The following is a 23049-nucleotide window of genomic DNA, read 5'->3' as shown; positions in this document are numbered from 1 at the left end:
GAATACGACAGCGGCGAGATCGTGCGCAGGGTCTCATCGACAAGACCCTACATCTCCTTCAAGGGACGCTTCTGGAAAGTTCCCCAGGCCTTCGCCCGCGAACGCCTTGCCATCCGGCCACTGGTTCGTGACGGCCACTACGGAATCTTCTTCGCCAGCTGGCAGGTCGCATCGATCGACTTGACCAATGGCCAACCTGTCAGTGATGTGTCCGAACAGGTGTCAGCCATGTCTCCGGACTAAACAGAAGGCGGGCGATCCAGTACGCCGCGGCAGCTGTTTTGAATCTCGACGTCTCGGAATACTGGATTCCCCGCTGGAGCCTGTCATCGGGCTCGCCGAAGGCGAGTCCCGGTGGCGGGGAATGACAGTTGAGAGTGGGGCGACGTCAGCGCGCTTTGCGCGATCCCCGCCATACTTCGCGACGATTACGCGGCACGCTCGATTTGTCCCGCCGGATCAAACGTTTCGTACAATCCACCGCGCGGCGCGCCTGATATCAACGGCTACTGTGCATGGGGTCGTTTTCGCGTTTTTTGTCTTGAGGCCCTGGGGACCTCAGCTCGAAGCTACCGATTTCCGCCGAACAGCCGGTCCATCAGCCAGCCGTCGAGGCCTGCTGCGGCTTCCGGCCGCACATTCGCGCGCGTCGGAGGCGGGCGATAGCCGCCATTGTTCGCCGGTGCCGGCCCGGGCGCTGTCGTTGCCGTCGGCGGCGATACCTGCGATGCCGCCTGCGCGAGGTTCGAGAGGCCCCAGCTCGCTTGCGAGTTCGGCAAGGTGGCCACCGGCACGCCCTCGTGCGCCGTGCGCATGAAGCGCGACCAGACTTCGACGGGCAGGCCGCCGCCGGTCGCCTTCTTGGTCGGTGAGTTGTCGTCATTGCCGAGCCAGACGCCGGTGACGAGGTTGGCGGTGTAGCCGATGAACCAGGCGTCGCGGTAATCCTGGCTGGTGCCGGTCTTGCCGGCCGCCGGCCAGCCGGGGATCTCCGCTTTCTTGGCGGTGCCTGATATCAGCGTCTCCCGCATCATCGTGTTCATCATGCCGACATAGCGCGGGTCGATCACCTGATTGCGCTCTTCCGCTTGCCGCATGTAGAGCAGCTTGCCACTGAGCGTCCTGATCCGCGTGACGACATGCGGCGCCACCGCGAAGCCGCCATTGGCGAAGGGCGCATAGGCGCCGACCAGCTCGACGACCGAGACTTCGGACGTGCCGAGCGCGATCGAGGCATTGGGCTCGAGCCTCGAGGAGATGCCGAGCCGGTGCGCGGTGCGCACCACGTTCTTCGGCCCGACCTCGAGACCGAGGCGGATGGCGACGGTGTTGAGCGACATCGCCAGCGCCTGCGTCAGCGTCACCGCGCCGAAATATTCGTGGGTGTAGTTCTCGGGTTTCCAGCCCTTGACCTCGATCGGGGCGTCCTGGCGCACCGTGTCCGGCGTCAGCCCCTGCTCGAGCGCGGTCAGGTACACGAACGGCTTGAACGAGGAGCCCGGCTGGCGCTTCGCCGTGACCGCGCGGTTGTACTGGCTGTCGGAATAGTTCCGTCCGCCGACCATGGCGCGTACCGCGCCGTCAGGCGTCATCGCCACCAGCGCGCCCTGGCTGACATTGAACTTGACGCTCTTGGCCGCGAGCTCGTCGATGATGGCGGCTTCCGCCACGCTCTGCAGCTTCGGATCGATCGTGGTCTCGACCTTGATGCTCTCGTCGATCTGGCCGACCAGATCGTCCAGCACCTCGCCGATCCAGTCGGCGACGTAGTTGAGCGTGCCGGCTCCGGCCGGCTTCACGTTGTAGGAGGGGTGGCCGATCGAGGCCTGCGCCTGTGCTTCGGTGATGAATTTTGCATCCGCCATCGCCGCGAGCACGATCTGTGCGCGCGCTTCCGCGCCTTCCGGATTGCGGTTCGGCGCCAGCCGCGACGGCGATTTGACGAGGCCCGCCAGCATCGCGGCCTCGGCGACGGTGACGTCCTTCGCCGACTTGCCGAAATATTTCTGTGCCGCGGCCTCGACGCCATAGGCGCCCGAGCCGAAATAGACGCGGTTGAGATAGAGCTCCAGGATCTCGTTCTTGGAATGCTTGCGCTCCAGCCAGATCGCGAGCTCCGCCTCCTGCAGCTTGCGCGCCATGGTCCGCTCCTGGGTCAGGAACAGGTTTTTCGCGAGCTGCTGCGTCAAGGTCGAGCCGCCCTGCGAGACGCCGCGATGGAGCACGTTGGTGACGAGGGCCCGCAGGATGCCAATCGGGTCGATGCCGAAATGCGAGTAGAAGCGGCGATCCTCGATGGCGATGAAGGCCTTCGGCAGATAGGGCGGCAGGTCCTTCAGCGAGACGTTGGCGCCGGCCATCTCGCCGCGCTGCGCCAACATGCTGCCGTCGATGCCGACGATCTGGATCGTCGGCGGCCGCTTGGGAATCTCCAGCGACTGGATCGGCGGCAGATGGGCGCCGACATAGATCACGACGCCGATCACGGCGATCATGCCCCACAGGCCGAGCACCGCACCCCAATAGACGAGGCGGCCGAGGCTGAAGCCTCCGCCCGACTTCGACCGGCGCTTGGCTCCGCTGCGGCCGGCTTGTGCCTTCCGCTCGCGCGGCGGCTCGTCGCCGGCATCCTCGCTCTTGCGCTTGGCGGATGCTTTCGTTGATTTCTTCGGCTTGTCCTCGCCGCCGGGGACGCGGTCGGCCGCGGTCAGGCGCAGATCGGCGAGCGCAGCAGGCAAGCCGAACAACGGCTCCTTCCGCCCACCCTTTTTCTTTCCCCACGCCATACACAAAACGCCCGGTCAGCCCGCCCCGCCGCACGGTACCGGTCGCTGTTTAAGGCCCGGTTACCCAGAGCTTAACGCGCGATTAGGAGGTGCGGCATTCGCCTGCCGCAGTTCCGCTCGCCGGGCGGCAGAGCTAGGATCGCCCGCATAAAACAAGAGGGAACCGGCATGGGCCATATCGATCCGAGCAAGGAGATTTTTGCGCAGTTCCGGGACAACGACCGCCCCGGCCCGATCCACATGCTCAATCTGGTGCGCTTGCGCGAAGAGGCGGCCTATCCCGACGGCCGCAAGGCGAGCGGCGCGGAAGCCTATGCGGCCTATGGCCGTGAGAGCGGCCCGGTGTTCGAGCGCCTCGGCGGCCGCATCGTCTGGCAGGGCAAATTCGAGCTGATGCTGATCGGCCCGCAAGAGGAGCGCTGGGACCATTGCTTCATCGCCGAATATCCAAGCGTTGCCGCCTTCGTCGAGATGATCCGCGATCCCGTCTATCGCGAAGCGGTGAAGCATCGGCAGGCCGCGGTGGAGGATTCACGGCTGATCCGGCACGCGGTGCTGCCGGTGGGCAAGAATTTTGGGGAGATACCGGAGTAGATGTCTCTGCGCGCATCTCCCTCCGCCGTCATGGCCGGGCTTGACCCGGCCATCCACGCCCTTGCCTTGCCGCTCCAAGAACGTGGATGCCCGGGCCTTCGCCGCGCCGAAGCGGCTTCGGCCGCGCAGGCGGGACAAGCCCGGGCATGACGTCGTTGAGGCAGTTGTTTCCGAGAACTAATCGATCGGGCCGGCATCCTCCAGGATCGGGCCGAACAGCTCCCAGCGTTCACCGTTGAACTTCATCATCTGAAGCTGCTTGTTGACGCGGTAGTCGGTCGGCGAGGTGTTGGCCTTGATGCCGGGCAGCGCGGTGTCACTGACGACGTCCTTCAGAGACGCGGCCTGCTTCATGACGTTCTCGCGCGTCAGGTCGTCGCCGCACTGCTTCAGCACATGGACCAGCAGCTGCGCCGTGCTGTAGCCGTAGGTGTTGAAGTTCGAGTCCTTGTCGCCATCCGGATAGTACTTCGCCATGAAGTCGAAATACCTCTTCAGGCCGGCATCGTCCTTCCAGGTCGGATCGAGCGGTTCCTTGCCGTAGTTGACGCTGATCAAGCCCTTGGCGGCATCGAGGCCGGCCGGCTTCAGCACCGCGCCGACCGAGGTGGCGTTGATGTCGACGATCTGCACCGGATGCCAGCGCATCTCGGCGATCTTCTTGATCGCTTGTGCGGCSTGCTTCGGCGTGGTGGCGCTGAAGAACAGATCGGCGCCGGCGTCCTTGATCTTGAGGACCTGCGAATCGACGGTCGGATCGGAGACTTCATAGGAGGCTTCGGTCACGATCATCTTGGCGGCCTTGTCGCCGAGGCCGGCCTTGATGCCGTTCAGATAGTCCTTGCCGAGGTCGTCGTTCTGATAGAGCACGCCGATCTTGGCGTTGGGATGCTCCTTCAGAATGTACTGGCCGTAGATGCGGCCTTCGACGAAGTAGTTGGGATTGAAGCCCATGGTCCACGGAAAGTTCTTCGGATCGGTGAACCTTGAGGCGCCGGTCGCCGCGAACAGCTGCGGCACCTTCTTGGAATTGAGATATTTCTGGACGGCCGCGTTCACCGGCGTGCCGATGATCTGGAAGGTCAGCAGCACCTCGTCGCTCTCGACGAGCTTGCGGATCTGCTCCACGGCCTTCGGCGGCGAATAGGCGTCGTCATACTGGATCAGATTGATCTTGCGACCATTGATGCCGCCCTGGTCGTTGATCATCTTGAAATAGGCGGCCTGGGTCTTGCCGATCGACGAATAGGCCGACGCAGGTCCCGAGAACGGCATGGTCTGTCCGACCTTGATCTCGGTGTCGCTGGCGCCCGGATCATATTTTTTCTGGGCACTGGCCGTGGTGACCGACAGCGCCAGGGTCAGCGCCGTTGCCGCGGCCAGATGCAGCATTCCATTCCTCATTCGCAATTTCCTCAGTTTGTTATTGCCGATGATCTGCCCGGATGCTCTTGCGCACAGGACGTCACCGCTGAGGGTGATTGTGGATGAGGCGTTGCTGCAACGCAAGGTGGGTGGAGACGCGCAGTTCGTAGGGTGGGTTAGCCTTGTGGCTGCGCGAAGCGCAGTCCGCCAGGCGTAACCCACCACTTCTGCTGCCGCGGATGTCGAAGAGGTGGATTACGCCGAGCAGATGCGCTTTGCGCATCTGCAGGGCTAATCCACTCTACGCAGTTACTAACCCGCCGGGCCGTTGTCCTCGATGATCGGGCCGAACAGCTCCCAACGCTCGCCGTTGAACTTCATCATCTGCATCTGCTTGTTGACGCGATAGTCGTTCGGTCCGGTGTTGATCTTGATGCCGGGCAGCGCGAAGCTCGGGGTGAAGTCCTTGATGTTGGCGACCTGCTTCATCACGTTCTCACGCGAAAGGTCGTCGCCGCACTGTTTCAGCACCTGCGTCAGCAACTCGGCGACCGAATAAGCGTAGGTGTTGACCGTGTTGAGCTTGTCGCCTTCGGGGAAATACTTGTCCATGAAGGCGAAGAAGGCCTTCACGCCCGGATCGTCCTTCCACTGCGGATCACTCGGCTCCTTGCCGTATTGGGTCGAGATGATGCCCTTGGAGATGTCGAGGCCGGCCGGCTTCAGCGTCGCCGAGATCGGGCTCGCATTGATGTCGAGGATGTGCACCGGCGTCCAGCCGAGCTCGGCCACCTTCTTGATGGCCTGCGCCGCGAATTTCGGCGTCGAGGCATCGTAGAAAAGATCTGCGCCGAGCGACTTCAGCTTGACCACCTGCGAGTCGACGGTCGGGTCGGTGACCTCGTAGGACACCTCGCCGACGATCATCTTGGCTGCCTTGTCGCCGAGGCCGCTCTTGAGGCCGGCGAGATAGTCGCGGCCCATGTCGTCGTTCTGGTAGAGCACGCCGATCTTGGCATTGGGGTGATTGGCGAGAATGTACTTGGCGTAGATGCGTCCCTCGGACACGTAGTTGGGATTGTAGGCGATGGTCCAGGGATAGTTCTGCGGATCGTTGAAGCGTGCGGCGCCGGTGGAGGCCAGCAGCTGCGGGATCTTCTTGCCGTTGAGATATTTTTGCACGGCGGCGTTCGCGGCCGTGCCGATGATCTGGAAGGTGAACAGCACCTCGTCGCCTTCGACGAGCTTGCGCACCTGCTCGACCGTCTTCGGCGGCGAATAGGCATCGTCATACTGGATCAGATTGATCTTGCGGCCGTTGATGCCGCCCTGATCGTTGATCATCTTGAAGTAGGCGGCCTGGGTCTTGCCGATATTGGCGTAGACGGAATAGGCGCCGGAGAACGGCACGGTCTGGCCGATCTTGATCTCGGTGTCGCTCGCGCCGGTGTCATATTTCTTCTGGGCGAGGGCTTGATTGAAGGGGGCTTGGCTGGCGGAGAACGTGAAGGCGAGCGCCGCCGTGGCAGCTATGAAGGCTCTGCGATTGTTCATCTTGGTTGTTCCTCCTGACGGAATTTCCGGTCGACGGTCTTTTCCCGTTGATTGCAACGGTCGCCATCGCTGCCGGAGAGTGTGGAGGAAGGTCCGGCGCCGCGCAAGGATCGCGACGCTGCGCCGTAGCGTCTCAGGTCACGAGCATCAGGTCAGAAACAGCGCAACCAGCGCGATCGCCGCCGGCAGCGCCTGCACGAGCAGGATGCGGGTGCTGACGGTCGCCGCGCCGTAGGCGCCGGCCACGATCACGCAGAGCAGGAAGAATGCCTTGATCTGGAATGCGAAGGCCGGGTTGCCGTGGACGAGGCCCCAGATCAGGCCGGCGGCGAGGAAGCCGTTATAGAGCCCTTGGTTGGCCGCCAGCACCTTCGTGATCTCGGCCTTTTCAGGCGTATTGCGGAATGTCTTCAAGCCAAGCGGCTTGTCCCAGAGAAACATCTCCAGGATCAGGAAGTAGGCGTGCAGTGCGGCGACCAGCGCCACCAGGACATTGGTGATCAGAATCAAGTTGAGCCCCCCAAAGCGTCAGCTTTCGGGTGGACGTTAGCACGGCCGGCATGGCAAGTGCGATGGCGTGTTTCGATGGCCTGGTGTCGCAATGCCCGCTCGATCAACCAAACCGCCTGAACGATTCGGCCTCGATCGCCTGACGACGCCGATCGGGATCGCGCTGCTCGTCACCGATGCCGAGGGCGCCTTGCGTGCGCTCGACTGGGAAGACTACGAGCACCGCATGCGCGAGCTGTTGCGCCTGCAATACGGCGCCGTGGATCTGAGCGATCTGCCTGCGCCGACGGAGATGCGGACGGCGCTGTCGGGTTATTTCGAAGGCGATCTCGGCCAGCTCTCGGGCGTCGCATGGCGCATCGCCGGCACGCCTTTCCAGCAAAGGGTCTGGACCGCGCTCGCGCAAATTCCTGCCGGTACCACGATGAGCTATGGCGCGATGGCCGCAAGGATCGATATGCCCAAAGCCATTCGTGCCGTCGGCCATGCCAACGGCTCAAACCCGATCAGCGTGGTGCTGCCCTGTCACCGCCTGATCGGCGCGGATGGCTCGCTGGTGAAATATGGCGGCGGGCTCGAGCGGAAGCGCTGGCTGCTGCGGCATGAGGGGGTAGAGATTTAGCTCTCTCCTCACGCCGCCGGCTGCACCGCCTTGTCGCCGGCCATCACGTGGGTCAGCGCGCTCTTGATTGCGGACTGGCGCGTCGGCGCGTTGATCTGCGCGCCCAGGAGGTCGGTGACGTAGAACACGTCGCGGGCGCGCTCGCCGAAGGTCGCGACATGGGCCGAGGCGATGTTGAGGTTGAGCTTCGAGATCGCGGTGGTCAGCTCGTAGAGCAGGCCGGGGCGGTCGAGGCCGGACATCTCGATCACCGTGTAGCGGTCGGACCATTGGTTGTTGATGGTCACTTCCGGCTCGATCGTGAAAGGCCGCGCCTTGCTGCGCACGGTGCGCCGCGCCACCACTTCGGGCAGCCGCAGCTTGCCTTCCAGCACGTCCTCGATCATCTCGCCGATGCGCGTGGCGCGCCGGCCCTCGTCCTCGTCGCGGTCGTATTCCCTGGAGATCGAGATCGTGTCGAGCGCGCGGCCGTCGGTCGTGGTGTAGATCTGCGCGTCGACGATGTTGGCGCCGGCCGAGGCGCAGGCGCCGGCGATGATCGAGAGCAGCCAGGGATGGTCGGCGGCGAAGATCGTCAGCTCGGTGACGCCGCGCACCTCGTCGAAGCCGACATTGATCGCGAGCTTGTGGCCGGCCTGTTCGCTGGAGCGGACGAAGCGGGCATGGCGGATCTTTCGCGGCAGCTCGACCTTGAGCCAATAGGCGGGATAGTGCCGGCCGATATAGGCATCGAGCTCGTCCGCCGGCCATTCGGCGAAGGCCATGCGGAATTCGGCGTAGGCGGCCGTCAGGCGCTTGCCGCGGTCGACTTCCGAGAAGCCGCCGGTCAGCACCGGTTCGGTTTCATAGTAGAGCGAGCGCAGCAGCTGCGCCTTCCAGCCGTTCCACACGCCCGGGCCGACGCCGCGGATGTCGGCGGTGGTCAGGATCGTGAGCAGTTTCATCTGCTCGACCGATTGTACCACGGCAGCAAAGTTCTCGATGGTCTTGCGGTCGGAGAGATCGCGCGACTGCGCGACCGTGGACATCGTCAGATGCTCCTCGATCAGCCAGGCCACGAGCTCGGTGTCGGCCGCGCTGAAGCCGAGCCGCGGGCACAGCCGGCGCGCCACCTTGGCGCCCGCGATCGAGTGATCCTCCGGCCGTCCCTTGGCGATGTCGTGCAGCAGCGTCGTGATGTAGATCACCGCACGGTGCTCGGGCCGGATCTTGCGGAAGAGATCGCTGGCGAGCGTGAACTCCTCGATGCCGCCGCGCTCGATGTCCTGCAGGAAGCCGACGCACCGGATCAGATGCTCGTCGACGGTGTAGTGATGATACATGTTGAACTGCATCATCGAGACGATCTTGCCGAAGGCGCGGATGAAATGGCCGAGCACGCCGGTCTCGTTCATCCGACGCAGCACGATCTCGGCGTTGTCGGAGGTCAGGATCTCCATGAACAACCGGTTGGCTTCCGGGTTCTCGCGCAGCTGCGCGTTGATCAGTCCGAGCGAGCGCGTCACGTCGCGCATCGCGTCCGGATGGAATGCGAGGTTGTTCTTCTGCGCCAGGCGGAAGATCCGGATCAAATTGACCGGATCGTGCTTGAACACGTCGGGCGCGGCGACGTTGATGCGGTTGTTGTCGACGAGGAAGTCGTCGCTGTCGGGGACGCGGCGCTTCGCGGGGGCGGGGCGCAGCCGCGCCATCATCCGGCTCAGCACCGGCGCGGGCTTGGCCTGCTGGTCCTCGAGCTTGGCGCAGAGGATGGCGGTGAGGTTGCCCACTTCCTTGGCGACCAGGAAGTAGTGCTTCATGAAGCGCTCGACGTCCTGCATGCCGGGATGCGAGGTGTAGCCGAGCCGGACCGCGATCTCGCGCTGGAGATCGAAGGAGAGGCGCTCCTCCGCACGGCCGGAGTAGAAGTGCAGATTGCAGCGCACCGACCAGAGGAAGTCGGCGCAGCGGCGGAAGGTGCGGTATTCCTGCGCGTCGAACACGCCGCGCTCGACCAGCTCGTCGGTATCACGGACGCGGTAGACGTATTTGGCGATCCAGAACAGCGTGTGCAGGTCGCGCAAGGCGCCCTTGCCGTCCTTGACGTTGGGCTCGACCAGGTAGCGCGACTGGCCGCCGCGGCGGTGGCGCTCCTCGCGCTCGGCGAGCTTTGCGGTGACGAATTCGGACGCCGTGCCCTGCACCACGTCCTTGTCGAAGCGCGCGACCAGTTCGTCATAGAGCGGCTGGTCGCCGGTCAGAAAGCGCGTTTCCAGGATCGCGGTGCGGATGGTCATGTCGCCGCGCGCCTGCCGGATCGATTCGTCGACCGAGCGCGTGGCGTGCCCGACCTTCAGTCCCATGTCCCAGAGACAGTAGAGAATGGCCTCAGCCACCTGTTCACCCCAGGCGGTCTGCTTGTAGGGCAGGATGAACAGGAGATCGATGTCGGATTCCGGCGCCATCAGGCCGCGGCCATAGCCGCCGGTTGCGACCACCGCCATGCGCTCAGCGCCGCTCGGGATCGGCGAGCGGTAGAGATGCCGGGTCGCGGCCGAATACAGGATGCGGATGATTTCGTCCTGCACGTGGCACAGCCGCTCGGCGCAGCGCCTTCCGTGACGGTCCTTCAGCAGGATCGCCTGCGCCGCGGCGCGCGCCGCGATCAGCTCGGCCTTGAGCAATTGCGCCATGGCCGTGCGGAACGTGTCCTCACGTCCCTGATGCTTCTCGGCGAGCGCATCGACCGCGGCGGTGATCCGCGCGGTGTCGAAGCGATCGTCCACCTCGGCCTTGTGCTCAGTCGCGACGCTGTCCATGTCTCACCGGATATAAGAGGTGACAGGCGCTGTCACCCGCCATTCTCTGGCAATAGTCGTTCCATGCTGGAAAAGGCCGGCCTCGGGCAAAATCGTTCTCGGCCGAGGGGCTTTCGGGATAGCGATTTTCTCGTTGACCTCTAGAAATAACTCATTGAAAAACAATGAAGTTTTTGAGGAGGCTGGGCATGACCGGGATTACACGACGCATTCTGTTGGCGGGGGCTGTTGCGCTCGCCATGACCCCTGCGGCACGGGCGGCGGATCCGCTCAAGGAAATCCGCATCGACTGGGCGACCTACAATCCGGTGTCGATGGTCCTGAAGCAGAAGGGGCTGCTGGAAAAGGAATTCGCCAAGGACGGTGTCAGCATCATTTGGGTGCAGTCGGCCGGCTCCAACAAGGCGCTCGAATTCCTCAACGCCGGCTCGATCGATTTCGGCTCGACCGCGGGCTCGGCGGCGCTGGTGGCGAAGATCAACGGGAACCCCATCAAGTCGATCTACGTCTATTCGCGTCCCGAATGGACGGCGCTGGTGACATCAAAGGATTCCAAGATCGCGAGCGTTGCTGATCTCAAGGGCAAGCGCGTCGCGGTGACGCGCGGCACCGATCCGCACATCTTCCTGGTGCGCGCGCTGCTCGGTGCAGGCCTCACCGAAAAGGACATCACGCCGGTGCTGCTCCAGCACGCCGACGGCAAGACCGCGCTGATCCGCGGCGATGTCGATGCCTGGGCCAGCCTCGATCCGATGATGGCGCAGGCCGAGGTCGAGGAAGGTGCAAAACTGTTCTATCGCAAGGCGGATGCCAACACCTGGGGCATCCTCAATGTGCGCGAGCAGTTCTTGAAGGACTATCCTGACGCCGCCCGCCGCGTGCTCGCGGTGTATGAAGAGGCCCGCAAATATTCACTGGCGAATTACGACGACCTGAAGAAGACCTTCATCGCCGTGACCAAGCTGCCGGACGCCGTCGTCGACAAGCAGCTCAAGGAGCGCACCGAGCTCACCCACAGCCGCATCGGCGCACCCCAGCGCGAGTCGATCCTCGCCGCCGGCCTCGCGCTCCAGCAGGCCGGCGTCGTCGACGCCAAGGTCGATGTGAAGGCGACGCTGGATGCCCTGATCGACGACCAGGTCCCGCTGCCGACGAATTGATCGTCTTACCCTCCCCTGGAGGGGGAGGGTCGATCGCGCGAAGCGCGAGCGGGGTCGGGTGACGGTCTCTCCACGGAAGCGGTGTCCGTGTGGAGAGATCACCCCACCCCGCTGTGCATTTCGCTTCGCTGCATGCCCAGCGACCCTCCCCCTCCAGGGGAGGGTAAGAGGTGCCCTTGCAATATCGCACCAGACGCGCTTCCTACCGGCCATGATCTCCGACGCGCCAGTGCTGCAACAGACATCGGAACCCGCCGAGAGCGCCGCCGCGCCCTCGCGGCTGTCGCGTTATGCGCGGCCGTTGCTTGGAATCCTGCTGCCGCTCATCCTCGCACTCGGCTGGGAGCTGGTGGTGTGGTCCGGCTGGTCCAACGGCCGTCTGGTGCCGCCCCCCTCGCGCGTCTTTGCGACCATCACCGAGCTCGCCCGGTCCGGAGAGCTGGTCCGCCACATCGCCGCGACGCTGTGGCGGGTCGGCCTCGGCTTCGCTTTCGGCGTGATCGCGGGCACTGTGCTCGGCGCCATCTCCGGCTATTGGTCGCTGGCGCGGCGGCTGCTCGATCCGACCGTGCAGGCGCTGCGTGCGATCCCTTCACTCGCCTGGGTGCCGTTGTTCATTCTCTGGCTCGGCATCTTCGAGACCTCCAAGATCGCGCTGATCGCGGTCGGCGTGTTCTTCCCGGTCTATCTCGGCGTGATGGGCGCGATCCTTTCCGTCGATCGCAAGATCGTCGAGGTCGGTCGCACCTTCCGCCTCTCCGGGTTCGCCATGATCCGCCGCATCCTGCTGCCCGCGGTGCTGCCGGCCTATGTGGTGTCCTTGCGTGTCGGCCTTGGTCTGGGCTGGATGTTCGTGGTGGCGGCCGAGCTGATCGGCGCTTCCGAAGGCCTTGGCTATCTCCTGCTCGACGGCCAGCAGCTCGGCAAGCCCGCGCAGATTTTGGCCGCGATCGTCATCTTCGCCATTCTCGGCAAGCTCACCGACTGGCTGATCGAGGTCGGGGCCGCGCCGTTCCTGCGCTGGCAGGACGCCTTCGGGCGCGCGAAGGGAGCGTAACGCGATGCTGGCGCTCGACCGGGTCAGCAAGACCTATCCCAACGGCGTGCAGGCGCTGGCGCGTTTTTCCGCCGAGATCAAACAGGGCGAGATCGTCGCCATCATCGGCGGCTCCGGCTGCGGCAAGTCCACGCTGCTGCGCGCCATCGCCGGCCTCGATCGCGCGAGCGCAGGCACGGTGACGCTCGACAGCGAGGCGATCAGTTCGCCGCACGCCAAGATCGGCATCATCTTCCAGGAGCCGCGGCTTTTGCCCTGGCTCAGCGTCGCCGACAATATCGGCTTCGGCCTTGCCGACCTGCCCGCGACTGAGCGGCGCGAGAAGGTGGCGCGCGCGCTCGCCCGCGTCGGGCTCACTGATAAGGCGCAGGCCTGGCCGCGCGAGCTCTCGGGCGGGCAGGCGCAGCGCGTCGCGATCGCGCGTGCGCTGGTGCCGCAGCCGGAAGTGCTGCTGCTCGACGAGCCGTTCTCGGCGCTCGACGCCTTCACCCGCAGGGATCTCCAGGATCATCTGCTCGACCTCTGGGCCGACACCCGGCCGACCTTGATCCTCGTCACACATGACGTCGACGAGGCCGTGGTGCTGGCTGATCGCGTTTTGGTGATGCGGCCGCGGCCGGGCCGGCTGTTCGACCAGATCGAGATCAATCTGGGCCGTCCGCGCGACCGCAACTCGCCGCTGTTCGAGAATTTCAAGCGAAGTGTGCTGACGTCACTCGACCGTTCGCTTGACCGCAACGTGCCCGACCGTGACGCAACCCAGGGTCCCGGTCAGGCCATGTGGTGGTGACATTTTCTCTCTGAGCCGGTACATCGAGGGACGATTTTTCCGGGAGAGAACAAGATGGACGCCGCAGCACTGCGCCAGATGCAGGCCCCGATCAAGGAACGCTACAAGACCGATCCCAAGACCGCGATGATCACGCTGAAGGCCAAGGGCTCGACCGACAGCGAAGGCATCGCCTGCAAGGTCGAGACCGGCCGCGCCATCGCGATGGCGGGCCTGCATCCCGCCACCGGCGGCTCCGGCCTCGAGCTTTGCTCCGGCGACATGCTGCTGGAAGCCTTGGTCGCATGTGCCGGCGTCACGCTGAAATCGGTCGCGACCGCCATCGAGGTCCCGCTGAAGACCGGCAACGTCTATGCCGAGGGCGATCTCGATTTCCGCGGCACGCTTGGCGTCGACAAGGAGACCCCGGTCGGCTTCGCCGAGATCCGCCTGCGCTTCGAGGTCGACACCGACGCGCCGCAGGACAAGCTCGATCTGCTGCTCAAACTCACCGAGCGCTATTGCGTGGTCTACCAGACCATCAAGAACGGCCCGAAGGTTTCGGTGTCGATGCAGCGGATGTGACTTCCTGACCCTCCCCTTGAGGGGGAGGGTCGATCGCGCGTAGCGCGAGCGGGGTGGGGTGATCTCTCCACTCGGGCACCGTATCCGTCGAGAGACTGTCACCCCACCCCGTCTCTGATTTCGCTACGCTCCGTACGAGCCGACCCTCCCCCGCTAGGGCAGGGTAAGAAGCAAAAAATGCCCCCCGAGCTCCACTTCATCATCTTCCTCGTCCTGCGCATGGCGATCGCCGCGGCGTTCGTCGTGTCCGCGTCGTTCATTGCCGAGCGCACCGGTCCGGTGATCGGCGGACTGGTGGCGACCTTGCCGATCTCGGCCGGTCCTTCCTACGTCTTCCTCGCGCTCGACCATGACGCCGCCTTCATCGCGCAAGGCGCGCTATCGAGCCTTCCGGTCAACGCCGCGACGATCGTCCTTGGGCTCACCTATGTCGTGCTGGCGCAGCGGAACAATCTGCTGGTGAGCGCCGGCAGCGCGGTCGCGGTGTGGATCGTGCTGGCCTCCATCATCCGCCTGTTCGACTGGACCCTGACCGCCGGGCTCGCCGTCAACCTGGTCGCCTTCGGCATCTGCATTCCGCTGCTCGCACGATACCGCCATGTGAAGATGCCGCTGGTGACGCGTCGCTGGTACGACATTCCATTCCGCGCCTCGCTGGTCGCGACGCTGGTTGCGATCGTGGTCTCGACCTCGGGCTGGGTCGGCCCGCGGGTGAGCGGCGTCATCGCGCTCTACCCGATTGTGTTCACCAGCATGATGGTGATCCTGCATCCGCGCATCGGCGGCCCGCCGACCGCCGCCGTGCTCGCCAACTCCGCCTGGGGCCTGCTCGGTTTCGGTCTGGCTATTGCGGTGCTGCACGTCGCCGTCACGCAGTTCGGCTCGGCGATCGGCTTGAGTTGCGCACTCGCCACCTGCATCGGCTGGAACCTGACGCTGTGGTGGATGGGACGACGGAAGAGGCCGATGCATCAGCCGCGCCGCGCTTCGTAAGGCGAGATACGCTACGCTTGGGACCTCAACCCTGCGTCAGGATAGTTAGTTACCCGGGCTGGCAGACCCGCTAAACTGGCAACAGAGCAAGATCGGGGCGTGCGGTGGAGGGATTGTACAAGGTCGAATACGATATCAACGACGGCTCCGGCCGCAGCGTGCTGTACGCCCATGCCGGGAAAATGCTTGGCGGCAACACGGCCTTCGCGCACTTCGGCACCTACGAGATTGTGGACGGCGAAATCGTCGCCAGGCTCCGGACGAAGCGCCACAGCCGGTCGCCGCAGCACAGGTCGCTGGTCAGTTCCGACGCCGTCACAATCAGCATTCGCGGTCGACCGCAGGGCAAGCTCTACCGCTTCGAGGGAGAAGTGGTCGAGGACGCCTCGGTGTTTCGCGCCGTGATGACGCCGCTCGGCGACGATGACGTTCCCCCGCCCGGTGCGGTCGGCGAGGGCGGCATCGTCAGCGGACTCTATTCGATCGACATCCGGATGCTGGATGGAATTACCGGTGGCCATACCGGCGTGATGTTGCTGCGCGACGGCCGCATCCTCGGCGGCGATGCTTTCTTCTATTATCTCGGCGCCTATTCTTCGGCGAACGGTCGCTGGAAAGGTGAATTCGTCAATCAGGAACACACGCTGGCAAAGAGCGAGCATCCCTTGTTCGGTGGCTATGAGGTGGGCATCGGCTTCTCCGGCCACTGCGATGACAAGGGCGCCGACATGGAAGCGATCGCGCTCGCCGGCAAGCGCAGCATCCGCCTCGCCGCCACCTTGAAGCTGATCGAGCCGTTTGCCAGGGTGGGCCGCTGACGGCCGCCGGAAGGCGTTGCGTTAATGGGTCAGCATCCTGGACGGTACGCGCGGAAAAGCGCGCGCGGGGCCGCGATCCGTTCATGTCGCGACGTCGCTAAGTATCGATTCGATCGTTGCTAATTCGCGTTTCGGCCGTTTCTTCCGCCGGCCATTTTCGGTTCCATCACTCCGTATTTCTTCGGAGATGGGCTGCCCGATTCCGATAGGTGCATTAATCTAAATTTGGTGCATTCCCCGTAAAGCTACTCGTCGGTTGTCGTTTCCGCGTTTGGGCGGACATGGGCATCAAGGCGGGTTCTCTGTACGCGTGAACGGACCCACATAGTTCACAGCTAGTCATATTCCAACGCTCGGTCTGTCCGAGGGCGTCCGCTCGCCTGTCTTCGAGGCGCGTTGCGCTGCGGCACCATGCGATCCATTCTGGAGATGTTTTGATGTTTGGTCGTAATCCCCATGGAAATGCCCAGGCACAGCTCGACGCCATCGGCCGTTCGCAGGCGACGATCGAATTTGCACTGGATGGCACCATCCTCACCGCGAACGAGAATTTCCTGAAGGCCCTGGGCTATGGGCTGGAGGAGATCAAGGGAAAGCATCACTCCATGTTCGTGCCCGCCGATCAGCGAGGCGGCGCGGCGTACAAGGCGTTCTGGTCCGCGTTGAAGAGCGGCGAGTTCCAGGCCGCGGAGTTCAAGCGGATTGCAAAGGGCGGTCGCGAGATCTGGATCGAGGCGTCGTATAATCCCGTGCTTGACGGCGACGGCAAGCCAGTCAAGGTCGTGAAGATCGCGACCGATATCACCGCGAAGAAGATCAATGCCATGACGGAAGCCTCCAAGGTGTCCGCCATCGGCCGCGCCCAGGCCGTCATCGAGTTCAAGCTCGACGGCACTATCGTGACTGCGAACCAGAATTTCTGCCAGGCGCTCGGCTATTCGCTGGCCGAGATCGAGGGCAAGCATCACAGCCTGTTCGTAGCCCCCGCTGAGCGCGACAGCGCGGCCTATCGCGAATTCTGGGCCAGGCTCAACCGCGGTGAATACCAGGCGGGCGAATACAAGCGTATCGGCAAGGGCGGCCGCGAGGTCTGGATCCTCGCCTCTTATAACCCGCTGCTCGACGAGAACGGCAAGCCGTTCGGCGTTGCCAAATTTGCGACCGACGTCACCGCGGAGAAGCTGAAGAACGCCGACCTCGCTGGTCAGATATCGGCGATCGACAAGGCGCAGGCCGTGATCGAATTCAACATGGACGGCACGATCATCACCGCCAATGCCAATTTTCTCGGCACGCTCGGCTATTCGCTGGCCGAGATCAAGGGCAAGCATCACAGCATGTTCGTCGAGCCGTCGGAGCGCGACGGCGCTGTCTATCGCGAGTTCTGGGCAACGCTCAATCGCGGCCAGTACCAGGCGGCTGAATACAAGCGCATCGGCAAGGGCGGCAAGGAGGTCTACATCCAGGCCTCCTACAACCCGATCCTCGATCTCAACGGCAAGCCGTTCAAGGTCGTGAAATACGCCACTGACACCACGCGGCAGGTGCTGGTCCGCATGGGCAATGAGCGCGTCCGCGGCATGATGGAATCGGTCGCCGCAGGCTCGGAGGAGCTGAACGCGTCGGTGCGCGAGATCTCCGAAGCGATGACCAAGTCCCGCGAGACCGCGATGAGCGCGGTGGAGCAGGTTGCCTCTGCCGACGCGCAGGCGCAGCGGCTGACCGAAGCGGCGAAGGCGATGAGCGGCATCATCGAGATGATCAACAGCATTACCAGCCAGATCAACCTGCTCGCGCTCAACGCCACGATCGAATCGGCGCGCGCCGGCGAGGCTGGCCGCGGCTTCGCGGTGGTCGCTTCCGAGGTGAAGAGCCTCGCCAATCAGGCGAGACAGGCGACCGACAAGATCGGCCAGGAGATCGGCAGCCTCAACGGCATCTCCGGGGACGTCGTCAGCGCGCTCGGCTCGATCAAGCAGGCCATCAACAACGTCAGCGAATACGTCACCTCGACAGCCGCCGCCGTCGAGGAGCAGAGCACGGTCACGAACGAGATGTCGACCAGCATGCAGCGCGCCGCCGCGGAAGCTGCTGCGATGGCGGCAAGGGCGTAAGCCAAGCGCGCAGAAGTCGTAGGGTGGGCAAAGGCGCGCTCTTCGCGCGCCGTGCCCACCATCTTTCCGCGAATTGGTCGTTGAATGGTGGGCACGCTGCGCTTTGCCCACCCTACGGCACCGTCACTGCTTCGGCAGCTTGGCCTTCAACGCATAGAGCGCATCCAGCGCCTCGCGCGGGGACATCTCGTCCGGGTGGAGGGCCTTCACGGCGTCCATCAATAGCTCGGCCTCGGTCGGCGGTGCGGCTTCGGCGGCGGCGCGCGAGGGCACCGCGAACAGCGGCAGATCGTCGGCGAGGGCGCGGGCGGTCTGGCCGCGGTCTTGGGCCTCGAGTTTTGCCAGCACCGATTTGGCGCGCGTGATCACCGCCGGCGGCAGGCCGGCGAGCTTGGCGACCTGGATGCCGTAGGAGCGGTCGGCCGAGCCCGGCAGCACCTCGTGCAGGAACACGACATTGCCCTGCCATTCCTTCACCCGCACCGTCGCGTTGAACATCCGCGGCAGTTTTGCCGAGAGCGCCGTCAGCTCGTGATAATGCGTCGCGAACAGCGTGCGGCAGCGGTTGCTCTCGTGCAGATGCTCGATCGCGGCCCAGGCGATGGAGAGGCCGTCGAACGTCGCGGTGCCGCGGCCGATCTCGTCGAGGATCACGAGCGCGCGCTCGCCGGCCTGGTTCAGGATCGCTGCGGTCTCGACCATCTCCACCATGAAGGTGGAGCGGCCGCGCGCGAGGTCGTCGGCGGCGCCGACGCGCGAGAACAGGCGGTCGATGATGCCGATCCGCGCGCGCGTGGCCGGCACGAAGCTGCCGATCTGCGCCAGCAGCGCGATCAGCGCGTTCTGGCGCAGGAAAGTCGATTTACCGGCCATGTTGGGACCAGTGAGCAGCCAGAGCTGGCCGGATTTTTGCGCCGGTGTTGGCGAGAGATCGCAGGCATTGGCAATGAACGGCTCGCCATTGCGCTTGAGCGCCTGTTCCACGACGGGATGGCGGCCGGCTTCGATCGCGAAGCCGAGGGAGCCATCCACGTCCGGCCGCACATAATTGTCGTCGACCGCGAGCTTGGCCAGCGAGGTCGCGACGTCGAGCAGCGCGAAGGCGTGGGCGGCGGCGCGCAGATCGTCGCTGATATCAAGCGCCTTTGCGGACAGCCGCTCGAAGATCTCGAGCTCGAGCCCGAGCGCGCGGTCGCCGGCATTGGCGATCTTGGCCTCGATCTCGCCGAGCTCCGAGGTGGTGAAGCGCACCTGTCCGGCCAGCGTCTGGCGATGGATGAAGGTCGCATTCAGCGGCGCCGACATCAGCTTGTCGCCGTGCTGCGCGGTGACCTCGACGAAATAGCCGAGCACGTTGTTGTGCCGGATCTTGAGGCCCTTCACGCCGGTATGATCGGCGTAGCGCGCCTGCATCGAGGCCACCACCAGGCGCGAGGCGTCGCGCAGGCTTCGCGTTTCGTCGAGCGCGGGCTCGTAGCCTTGGCGTACGAAGCCGCCGTCGCGCTTGATCAGCGGCAGCTGCTCGTCGAGGGCGCGGGCAAACTCGGATGCGAGCTCGCGCGACGGACGCTGCAAGGCCGCCATCACCACGGCGATCTCCTGCGGCGGCTGGTCGAGCTCGGAAAGCCGCATCAGCACCTGGTCGGCGGCGATGATGCCGTCGCGCAGGCCGGCGAGGTCGCGCGGTCCGCCGCGGCCGACCGAGAGGCGGGCCAGCGCCCGCGACATGTCGGGCGCGCCGCGCAGGATGCTGCGGATGTCTTCACGCGCAGCGGAGTCCGCAACGAAGGCGCTCACGGCATCGAGCCGCCGCGCGATTGCGGGCGCGTCCGTCAGCGGCGCGGCCAGCCGCTGCGCCAGCAGGCGCGAGCCGGCCGAGGTCACCGTGCAGTCTATGGCGTCGAGCAGCGAGCCGCGGCGTTCGCCCGCGAGCGTTCGCGTCAGTTCGAGATTGGCGCGGGTGGCCGGATCGATCGCCATGGTCGCGCCCGAGGCCTCGCGCGCGGGTGGCGACAACGGCGGATGCTTGCCGACCTGGGTGCGGTCGACATAGGTGACGGCGGCGGCTGCGGCGGTCGCTTCGAGCCGCGTGAGCTGCGCGAGCCCGTCCATGGTCGCGACGGCGAAATAATCGCACAGCCGCTTCTCGGCGGTGGCGCCATCGAAGACGTCGCGGGTCAGCGGCGTCACCGCCGGCAGCTCGCGCAAGGTCTGTCCAAGCTCGCTGTCATTGTAGAGCGCGTCGGTGACGATCGCCTCGTTCGGATTGATGCGTGCCAGCGTCGCGGCGAGCTCGCCGCTAGAGCATTCCATCACCGTGAATTCGGCGGTCGAGATGTCGATCCAGGCGAGCCCAAAGCGGTCGCCGCCACCGGAGGCGCGGGCGCGCGCGATCGCCAGCAGATAATTGTTGGCGCGCGCGTCTAACAGCGTGTCCTCGGTCAGCGTGCCCGGCGTGACCAACCGCACCACGCCACGGCGCACCACGCTCTTGTTGCCGCGCGCTTTGGCGGCGGCGGGATCCTCGGTCTGCTCGCACACGGCGACCCGGTGGCCGGCGCTGATCAGGCGATGCAGATAGTCCTCGGAACGCTCGACCGGCACGCCGCACATCGGGATGTCGGCGCCCTGATGCTTGCCGCGCTTGGTCAAGACGATGCCGAGCGTCTTCGAGGCGATCTCGGCGTCCTCGAAGAACAGCTCGTAGAAGTCGCCCATCCGGTAGAACAGCAGCAGGCCCTGATGAGCCGCCTTGATTTCAAGGTACTGTTCCATCATCGGCGTGACGCGCGCGATGGCTTCCGCCGGCGGCGTGGGCGCTTCGTCAGGGGGCGGCACAGGTATCGGCTGTTGCATTGTCATGGGCGGCGCAACCTACAAAATTTCGCCTCCTGCTCCTACCGGTTTGGCCGGCGAGGGGAGGTTTTCCACGTTGTCCGCACCACGGCATGCGTTGGCAGAGTGCGCCCCCCTCGGAACAAGCAAGAAACCGTCAATTGACCTGCCGCGGGCGCCCTCCTAAAACTCCGCGGACATTGAAGAATTTGGGCCGGACCGCGGCATTCAGGGAGAACAACGATGCGTGATGTCTTTATCTGCGATGCCGTGCGGACCCCGATCGGCCGTTTCGGCGGCTCGCTCGCCAAGGTGCGCGCCGACGACCTCGCGGCGGCCCCGATCAAGGCGCTGATGGCCAAGCATCCCAATCTCGATTGGGCACAGGTCGATGAAGTCTTCTTCGGCTGCGCCAACCAGGCCGGCGAGGACAACCGCAACGTCGCGCGCATGGCGCTGCTGCTTGCGGGCCTGCCGGATTCGGTTCCCGGCCAGACCCTGAACCGGCTCTGTGCCTCCGGACTGGACGCGGTCGGCGCGGCCGGCCGCGCTATCCGTTCCGGCGAGATCGAGCTTGCGATCGCGGGCGGCGTCGAATCCATGACCCGCGCACCATTCGTGATGGGCAAGGCGCAGGAAGCCTTCTCGCGCTCCGCCGAAATCTTCGACACCACCATCGGCTGGCGTTTCATCAATCCGCTGTTGAAGGCGCAGTATGGCGTCGACGCCATGCCGCAGACCGGCGAGAACGTCGCCGAGGAATTCCAGGTCTCGCGCGCCGACCAGGATGCCTTCGCCATCCGCTCGCAGCAGCGCGCGGGCGCGGCGATCGCGGCGGGCTATTTCGCCGAGGAAATCACGCCGATCACCATCCCCGGCGGCAAGGCCGGCCCGATTACGGTCGACAAGGACGAGCATCCGCGCCCCGAGACGACGCTGGAAGGCTTGGCAAAATTGAAGCCGATCGTGCGCAATCCCGGCACCGTGACCGCCGGCAACGCCTCCGGCGTCAATGACGGCGCGGCCGCGATGATCCTGGCCTCTGAAGCCGCCGTGAAGAAGCATGGCCTCACGCCGCGCGCCCGCATCCTCGGCCTCGCCTCGGCCGGCGTGCCGCCGCGCATCATGGGCATCGGCCCGGTGCCGGCGACCCGCAAGCTGATGGAGCGCCTCGGCAAGAAGATCAGCGATTTCGACCTGATCGAGCTCAACGAGGCCTTCGCCTCGCAAGGCATCGCCTGCATGCGCCAGCTCGGCGTTGCCGACGATGCCGATTTCGTCAATCCGCACGGCGGCGCCATCGCGCTCGGCCATCCCCTCGGCATGAGCGGCGCGCGCCTCGCGCTCACCGCCGTCCACGGCATGGAAAAGCGCGGCGGCAAGCTGGCGCTGGCCACGATGTGCGTCGGCGTCGGCCAGGGTGTTGCCGTCGCGATCGAGAAGCTGAACTGAGCTTTCTCCTCTCCCTCTCCCCGCTTGCGGGGAGAGGCGAAGATTCCGGGCTCGTTCGTTTCACTCGCGCCCGGAATGACGGGTAATCCGGAGACGAGCATGATCATCGAGCGCGAGCAGGACGTCACGGCCGCTGCACTGGCGGTGATGGAGCGGACGTCCGATCCGCGGCTGCGCCAGATCATGGTCTCCCTGGTCAAGCATCTGCACGCCTTCGTCCGCGATGTCCGCCTGACCGAGAAGGAATTCCGGGACGCGACCGCGATCGTGGCCGAGCTCGGCAAGCTCACGACCGACACGCACAACGAAGTCGTGCTGATGGCGGGCTCGCTCGGCGTCTCGCCGCTGGTGTGCCTGCTCAACAACGGCGATCAGGGCAATACCGAAACCGATCAGTCGCTGCTCGGCCCGTTCTGGCGGCTGAACTCGCCGCGGGTCGAGAATGGCGGCTCGATCGTCCGCTCGGAGACGCCCGGCGCGCCGCTGTTCGTCAGCGGCCGCGTCGTCGACAAAGACGGCCGTCCCGTCACGGGTGCGGAGGTCGATGTCTGGCACGCCTCGCCGGTCGGTCTCTACGAGAACCAGGACCCTGATCAGGCCGACATGAACCTGCGCGGCAAGTTCACGACCGACCAGGACGGACGCTTCGCCTTCCGCTCGGTGATGATGGTCGGCTACCCCATTCCAACCGACGGCGTGGTCGGCCGCCTCCTGGAGGCGCAGAGCCGGCATCCCTATCGGCCCGCGCATCTGCACGCCCTGATCTTCAAGCCCGGATTCAAGGTGCTGATCTCGCAGGTCTACGACCCCGCCGACCCGCATATCGACAGCGACGTGCAGTTCGGGGTGACGCAGGCACTGATCGGCAAGTTCCAGCGCCACGACACGCCGCATCCGACCGCACGAGACGTCCCGACCCCCTGGTATTCGCTCGACCACACCTACCGGCTGGAGGCCGGTGAGGCCGTGCTGCCGCGTCCGCCGATCAAATAGCGTGGTCCTGGCGGCGCAGGACACCTGCCAAACCCGCTTCCCTA

Annotated in this window: 17 protein-coding genes and 1 pseudogene; 12 read left to right on the top strand and 6 right to left on the bottom strand. The window is 65.0% G+C overall.

Translation table 11 applies throughout. The features are described from left to right. Window positions 1-243 (top strand): annotated as a pseudogene (locus AC1DW2_RS19520) (IS481 family transposase); the annotation flags it as partial. Window positions 244-569: 326 nt separating this feature from the next. Here the strand turns inward: AC1DW2_RS19520 and AC1DW2_RS19515 are convergent. Next, window positions 570-2786 (bottom strand): transglycosylase domain-containing protein, encoded by a 2217-nt coding sequence (locus AC1DW2_RS19515; RefSeq protein WP_477006976.1) that lies wholly within the window; start codon window positions 2784-2786, stop codon window positions 570-572. Between the two features lie 168 nt (window positions 2787-2954). On the opposite strand from AC1DW2_RS19515, the gene AC1DW2_RS19510 reads away from it, so the two are divergent. Continuing rightward, window positions 2955-3380 (top strand): DUF1330 domain-containing protein, encoded by a 426-nt coding sequence (locus AC1DW2_RS19510; protein WP_028149366.1) that lies wholly within the window; start codon window positions 2955-2957, stop codon window positions 3378-3380. Window positions 3381-3557: 177 nt separating this feature from the next. On the opposite strand, the gene AC1DW2_RS19505 is transcribed toward AC1DW2_RS19510, so the two are convergent. From AC1DW2_RS19505 to AC1DW2_RS19495, 3 genes are all read right to left on the bottom strand, one after another. Further along, window positions 3558-4784, bottom strand: coding sequence for an ABC transporter substrate-binding protein (locus tag AC1DW2_RS19505; protein WP_477006975.1), 1227 nt, complete (start codon window positions 4782-4784; stop codon window positions 3558-3560). Window positions 4785-5057: 273 nt separating this feature from the next. Further along, window positions 5058-6299, bottom strand: a complete 1242-nt coding sequence (locus tag AC1DW2_RS19500) for an ABC transporter substrate-binding protein (RefSeq protein ID WP_085404062.1) — start codon at window positions 6297-6299, stop codon at window positions 5058-5060. A gap of 147 nt (window positions 6300-6446) precedes the next feature. After that, on the bottom strand, window positions 6447-6803 hold the full coding sequence (locus tag AC1DW2_RS19495) for a DUF1304 domain-containing protein (protein ID WP_187388035.1): 357 nt from the start codon (window positions 6801-6803) through the stop codon (window positions 6447-6449). A gap of 97 nt (window positions 6804-6900) precedes the next feature. Between AC1DW2_RS19495 and AC1DW2_RS19490 the strand changes: the two genes are divergently transcribed. Continuing rightward, entirely contained in the window at window positions 6901-7431 is a 531-nt protein-coding gene (locus AC1DW2_RS19490) for a methylated-DNA--[protein]-cysteine S-methyltransferase (RefSeq protein WP_085404061.1), read from the top strand. An 8-nt stretch (window positions 7432-7439) separates the two neighbouring features. On the opposite strand, the gene AC1DW2_RS19485 is transcribed toward AC1DW2_RS19490, so the two are convergent. After that, window positions 7440-10229 carry a [protein-PII] uridylyltransferase gene (locus AC1DW2_RS19485; protein WP_071909009.1) on the bottom strand — a complete coding sequence of 930 codons (2790 nt, stop codon included), beginning with the start codon at window positions 10227-10229 and terminating at the stop codon, window positions 7440-7442. 188 nt (window positions 10230-10417) lie between these two features. Between AC1DW2_RS19485 and AC1DW2_RS19480 the strand changes: the two genes are divergently transcribed. The 7 genes from AC1DW2_RS19480 (at window position 10418) to AC1DW2_RS19450 (ending at window position 17725) form a co-directional block, all read left to right on the top strand. Beyond that, on the top strand, window positions 10418-11389 hold the full coding sequence (locus tag AC1DW2_RS19480; protein WP_477006974.1) for an aliphatic sulfonate ABC transporter substrate-binding protein: 972 nt from the start codon (window positions 10418-10420) through the stop codon (window positions 11387-11389). A gap of 211 nt (window positions 11390-11600) precedes the next feature. Next, complete coding sequence (locus AC1DW2_RS19475) at window positions 11601-12446, top strand: ABC transporter permease (protein WP_085404060.1); 846 nt, start codon at window positions 11601-11603, stop codon at window positions 12444-12446. Between the two features lie 4 nt (window positions 12447-12450). Next, the gene (locus AC1DW2_RS19470) at window positions 12451-13236 is read left to right on the top strand and encodes an ABC transporter ATP-binding protein (protein WP_477006973.1); all 786 of its coding nucleotides are present in this window, start codon (window positions 12451-12453) and stop codon (window positions 13234-13236) included. A gap of 54 nt (window positions 13237-13290) precedes the next feature. Next, entirely contained in the window at window positions 13291-13800 is a 510-nt protein-coding gene (locus AC1DW2_RS19465; RefSeq protein ID WP_027514578.1) for an OsmC family protein, read from the top strand. A gap of 177 nt (window positions 13801-13977) precedes the next feature. Continuing rightward, window positions 13978-14793, top strand: coding sequence for a hypothetical protein (locus AC1DW2_RS19460; RefSeq protein WP_063980040.1), 816 nt, complete (start codon window positions 13978-13980; stop codon window positions 14791-14793). A gap of 104 nt (window positions 14794-14897) precedes the next feature. Next, window positions 14898-15611 carry a hypothetical protein gene (locus AC1DW2_RS19455; protein ID WP_063980039.1) on the top strand — a complete coding sequence of 238 codons (714 nt, stop codon included), beginning with the start codon at window positions 14898-14900 and terminating at the stop codon, window positions 15609-15611. Window positions 15612-16048: 437 nt separating this feature from the next. Then, a complete protein-coding gene (locus AC1DW2_RS19450; protein WP_477006972.1) occupies window positions 16049-17725 on the top strand; it encodes a methyl-accepting chemotaxis protein in 1677 nt (558 codons plus the stop codon). Between the two features lie 123 nt (window positions 17726-17848). On the opposite strand, the gene mutS is transcribed toward AC1DW2_RS19450, so the two are convergent. Continuing rightward, entirely contained in the window at window positions 17849-20587 is a 2739-nt protein-coding gene (gene mutS / locus AC1DW2_RS19445) for a DNA mismatch repair protein MutS (protein WP_477006971.1), read from the bottom strand. Window positions 20588-20803: 216 nt separating this feature from the next. Between mutS and pcaF the strand changes: the two genes are divergently transcribed. Together pcaF and AC1DW2_RS19435 are read left to right on the top strand one after the other, a co-directional pair. Next, window positions 20804-22012, top strand: a complete 1209-nt coding sequence (gene pcaF, locus AC1DW2_RS19440; RefSeq protein WP_477006970.1) for a 3-oxoadipyl-CoA thiolase — start codon at window positions 20804-20806, stop codon at window positions 22010-22012. Between the two features lie 99 nt (window positions 22013-22111). Further along, complete coding sequence (locus tag AC1DW2_RS19435; RefSeq protein WP_477006969.1) at window positions 22112-23005, top strand: dioxygenase family protein; 894 nt, start codon at window positions 22112-22114, stop codon at window positions 23003-23005. Window positions 23006-23049: the final 44 nt, after the last annotated feature.

This window comes from Bradyrhizobium sp. P3_C3 (genome assembly GCF_056402655.1).
Note: the sequence above shows the minus strand (reverse complement) of the source record. Positions and strands in the feature narration are given on the sequence as shown.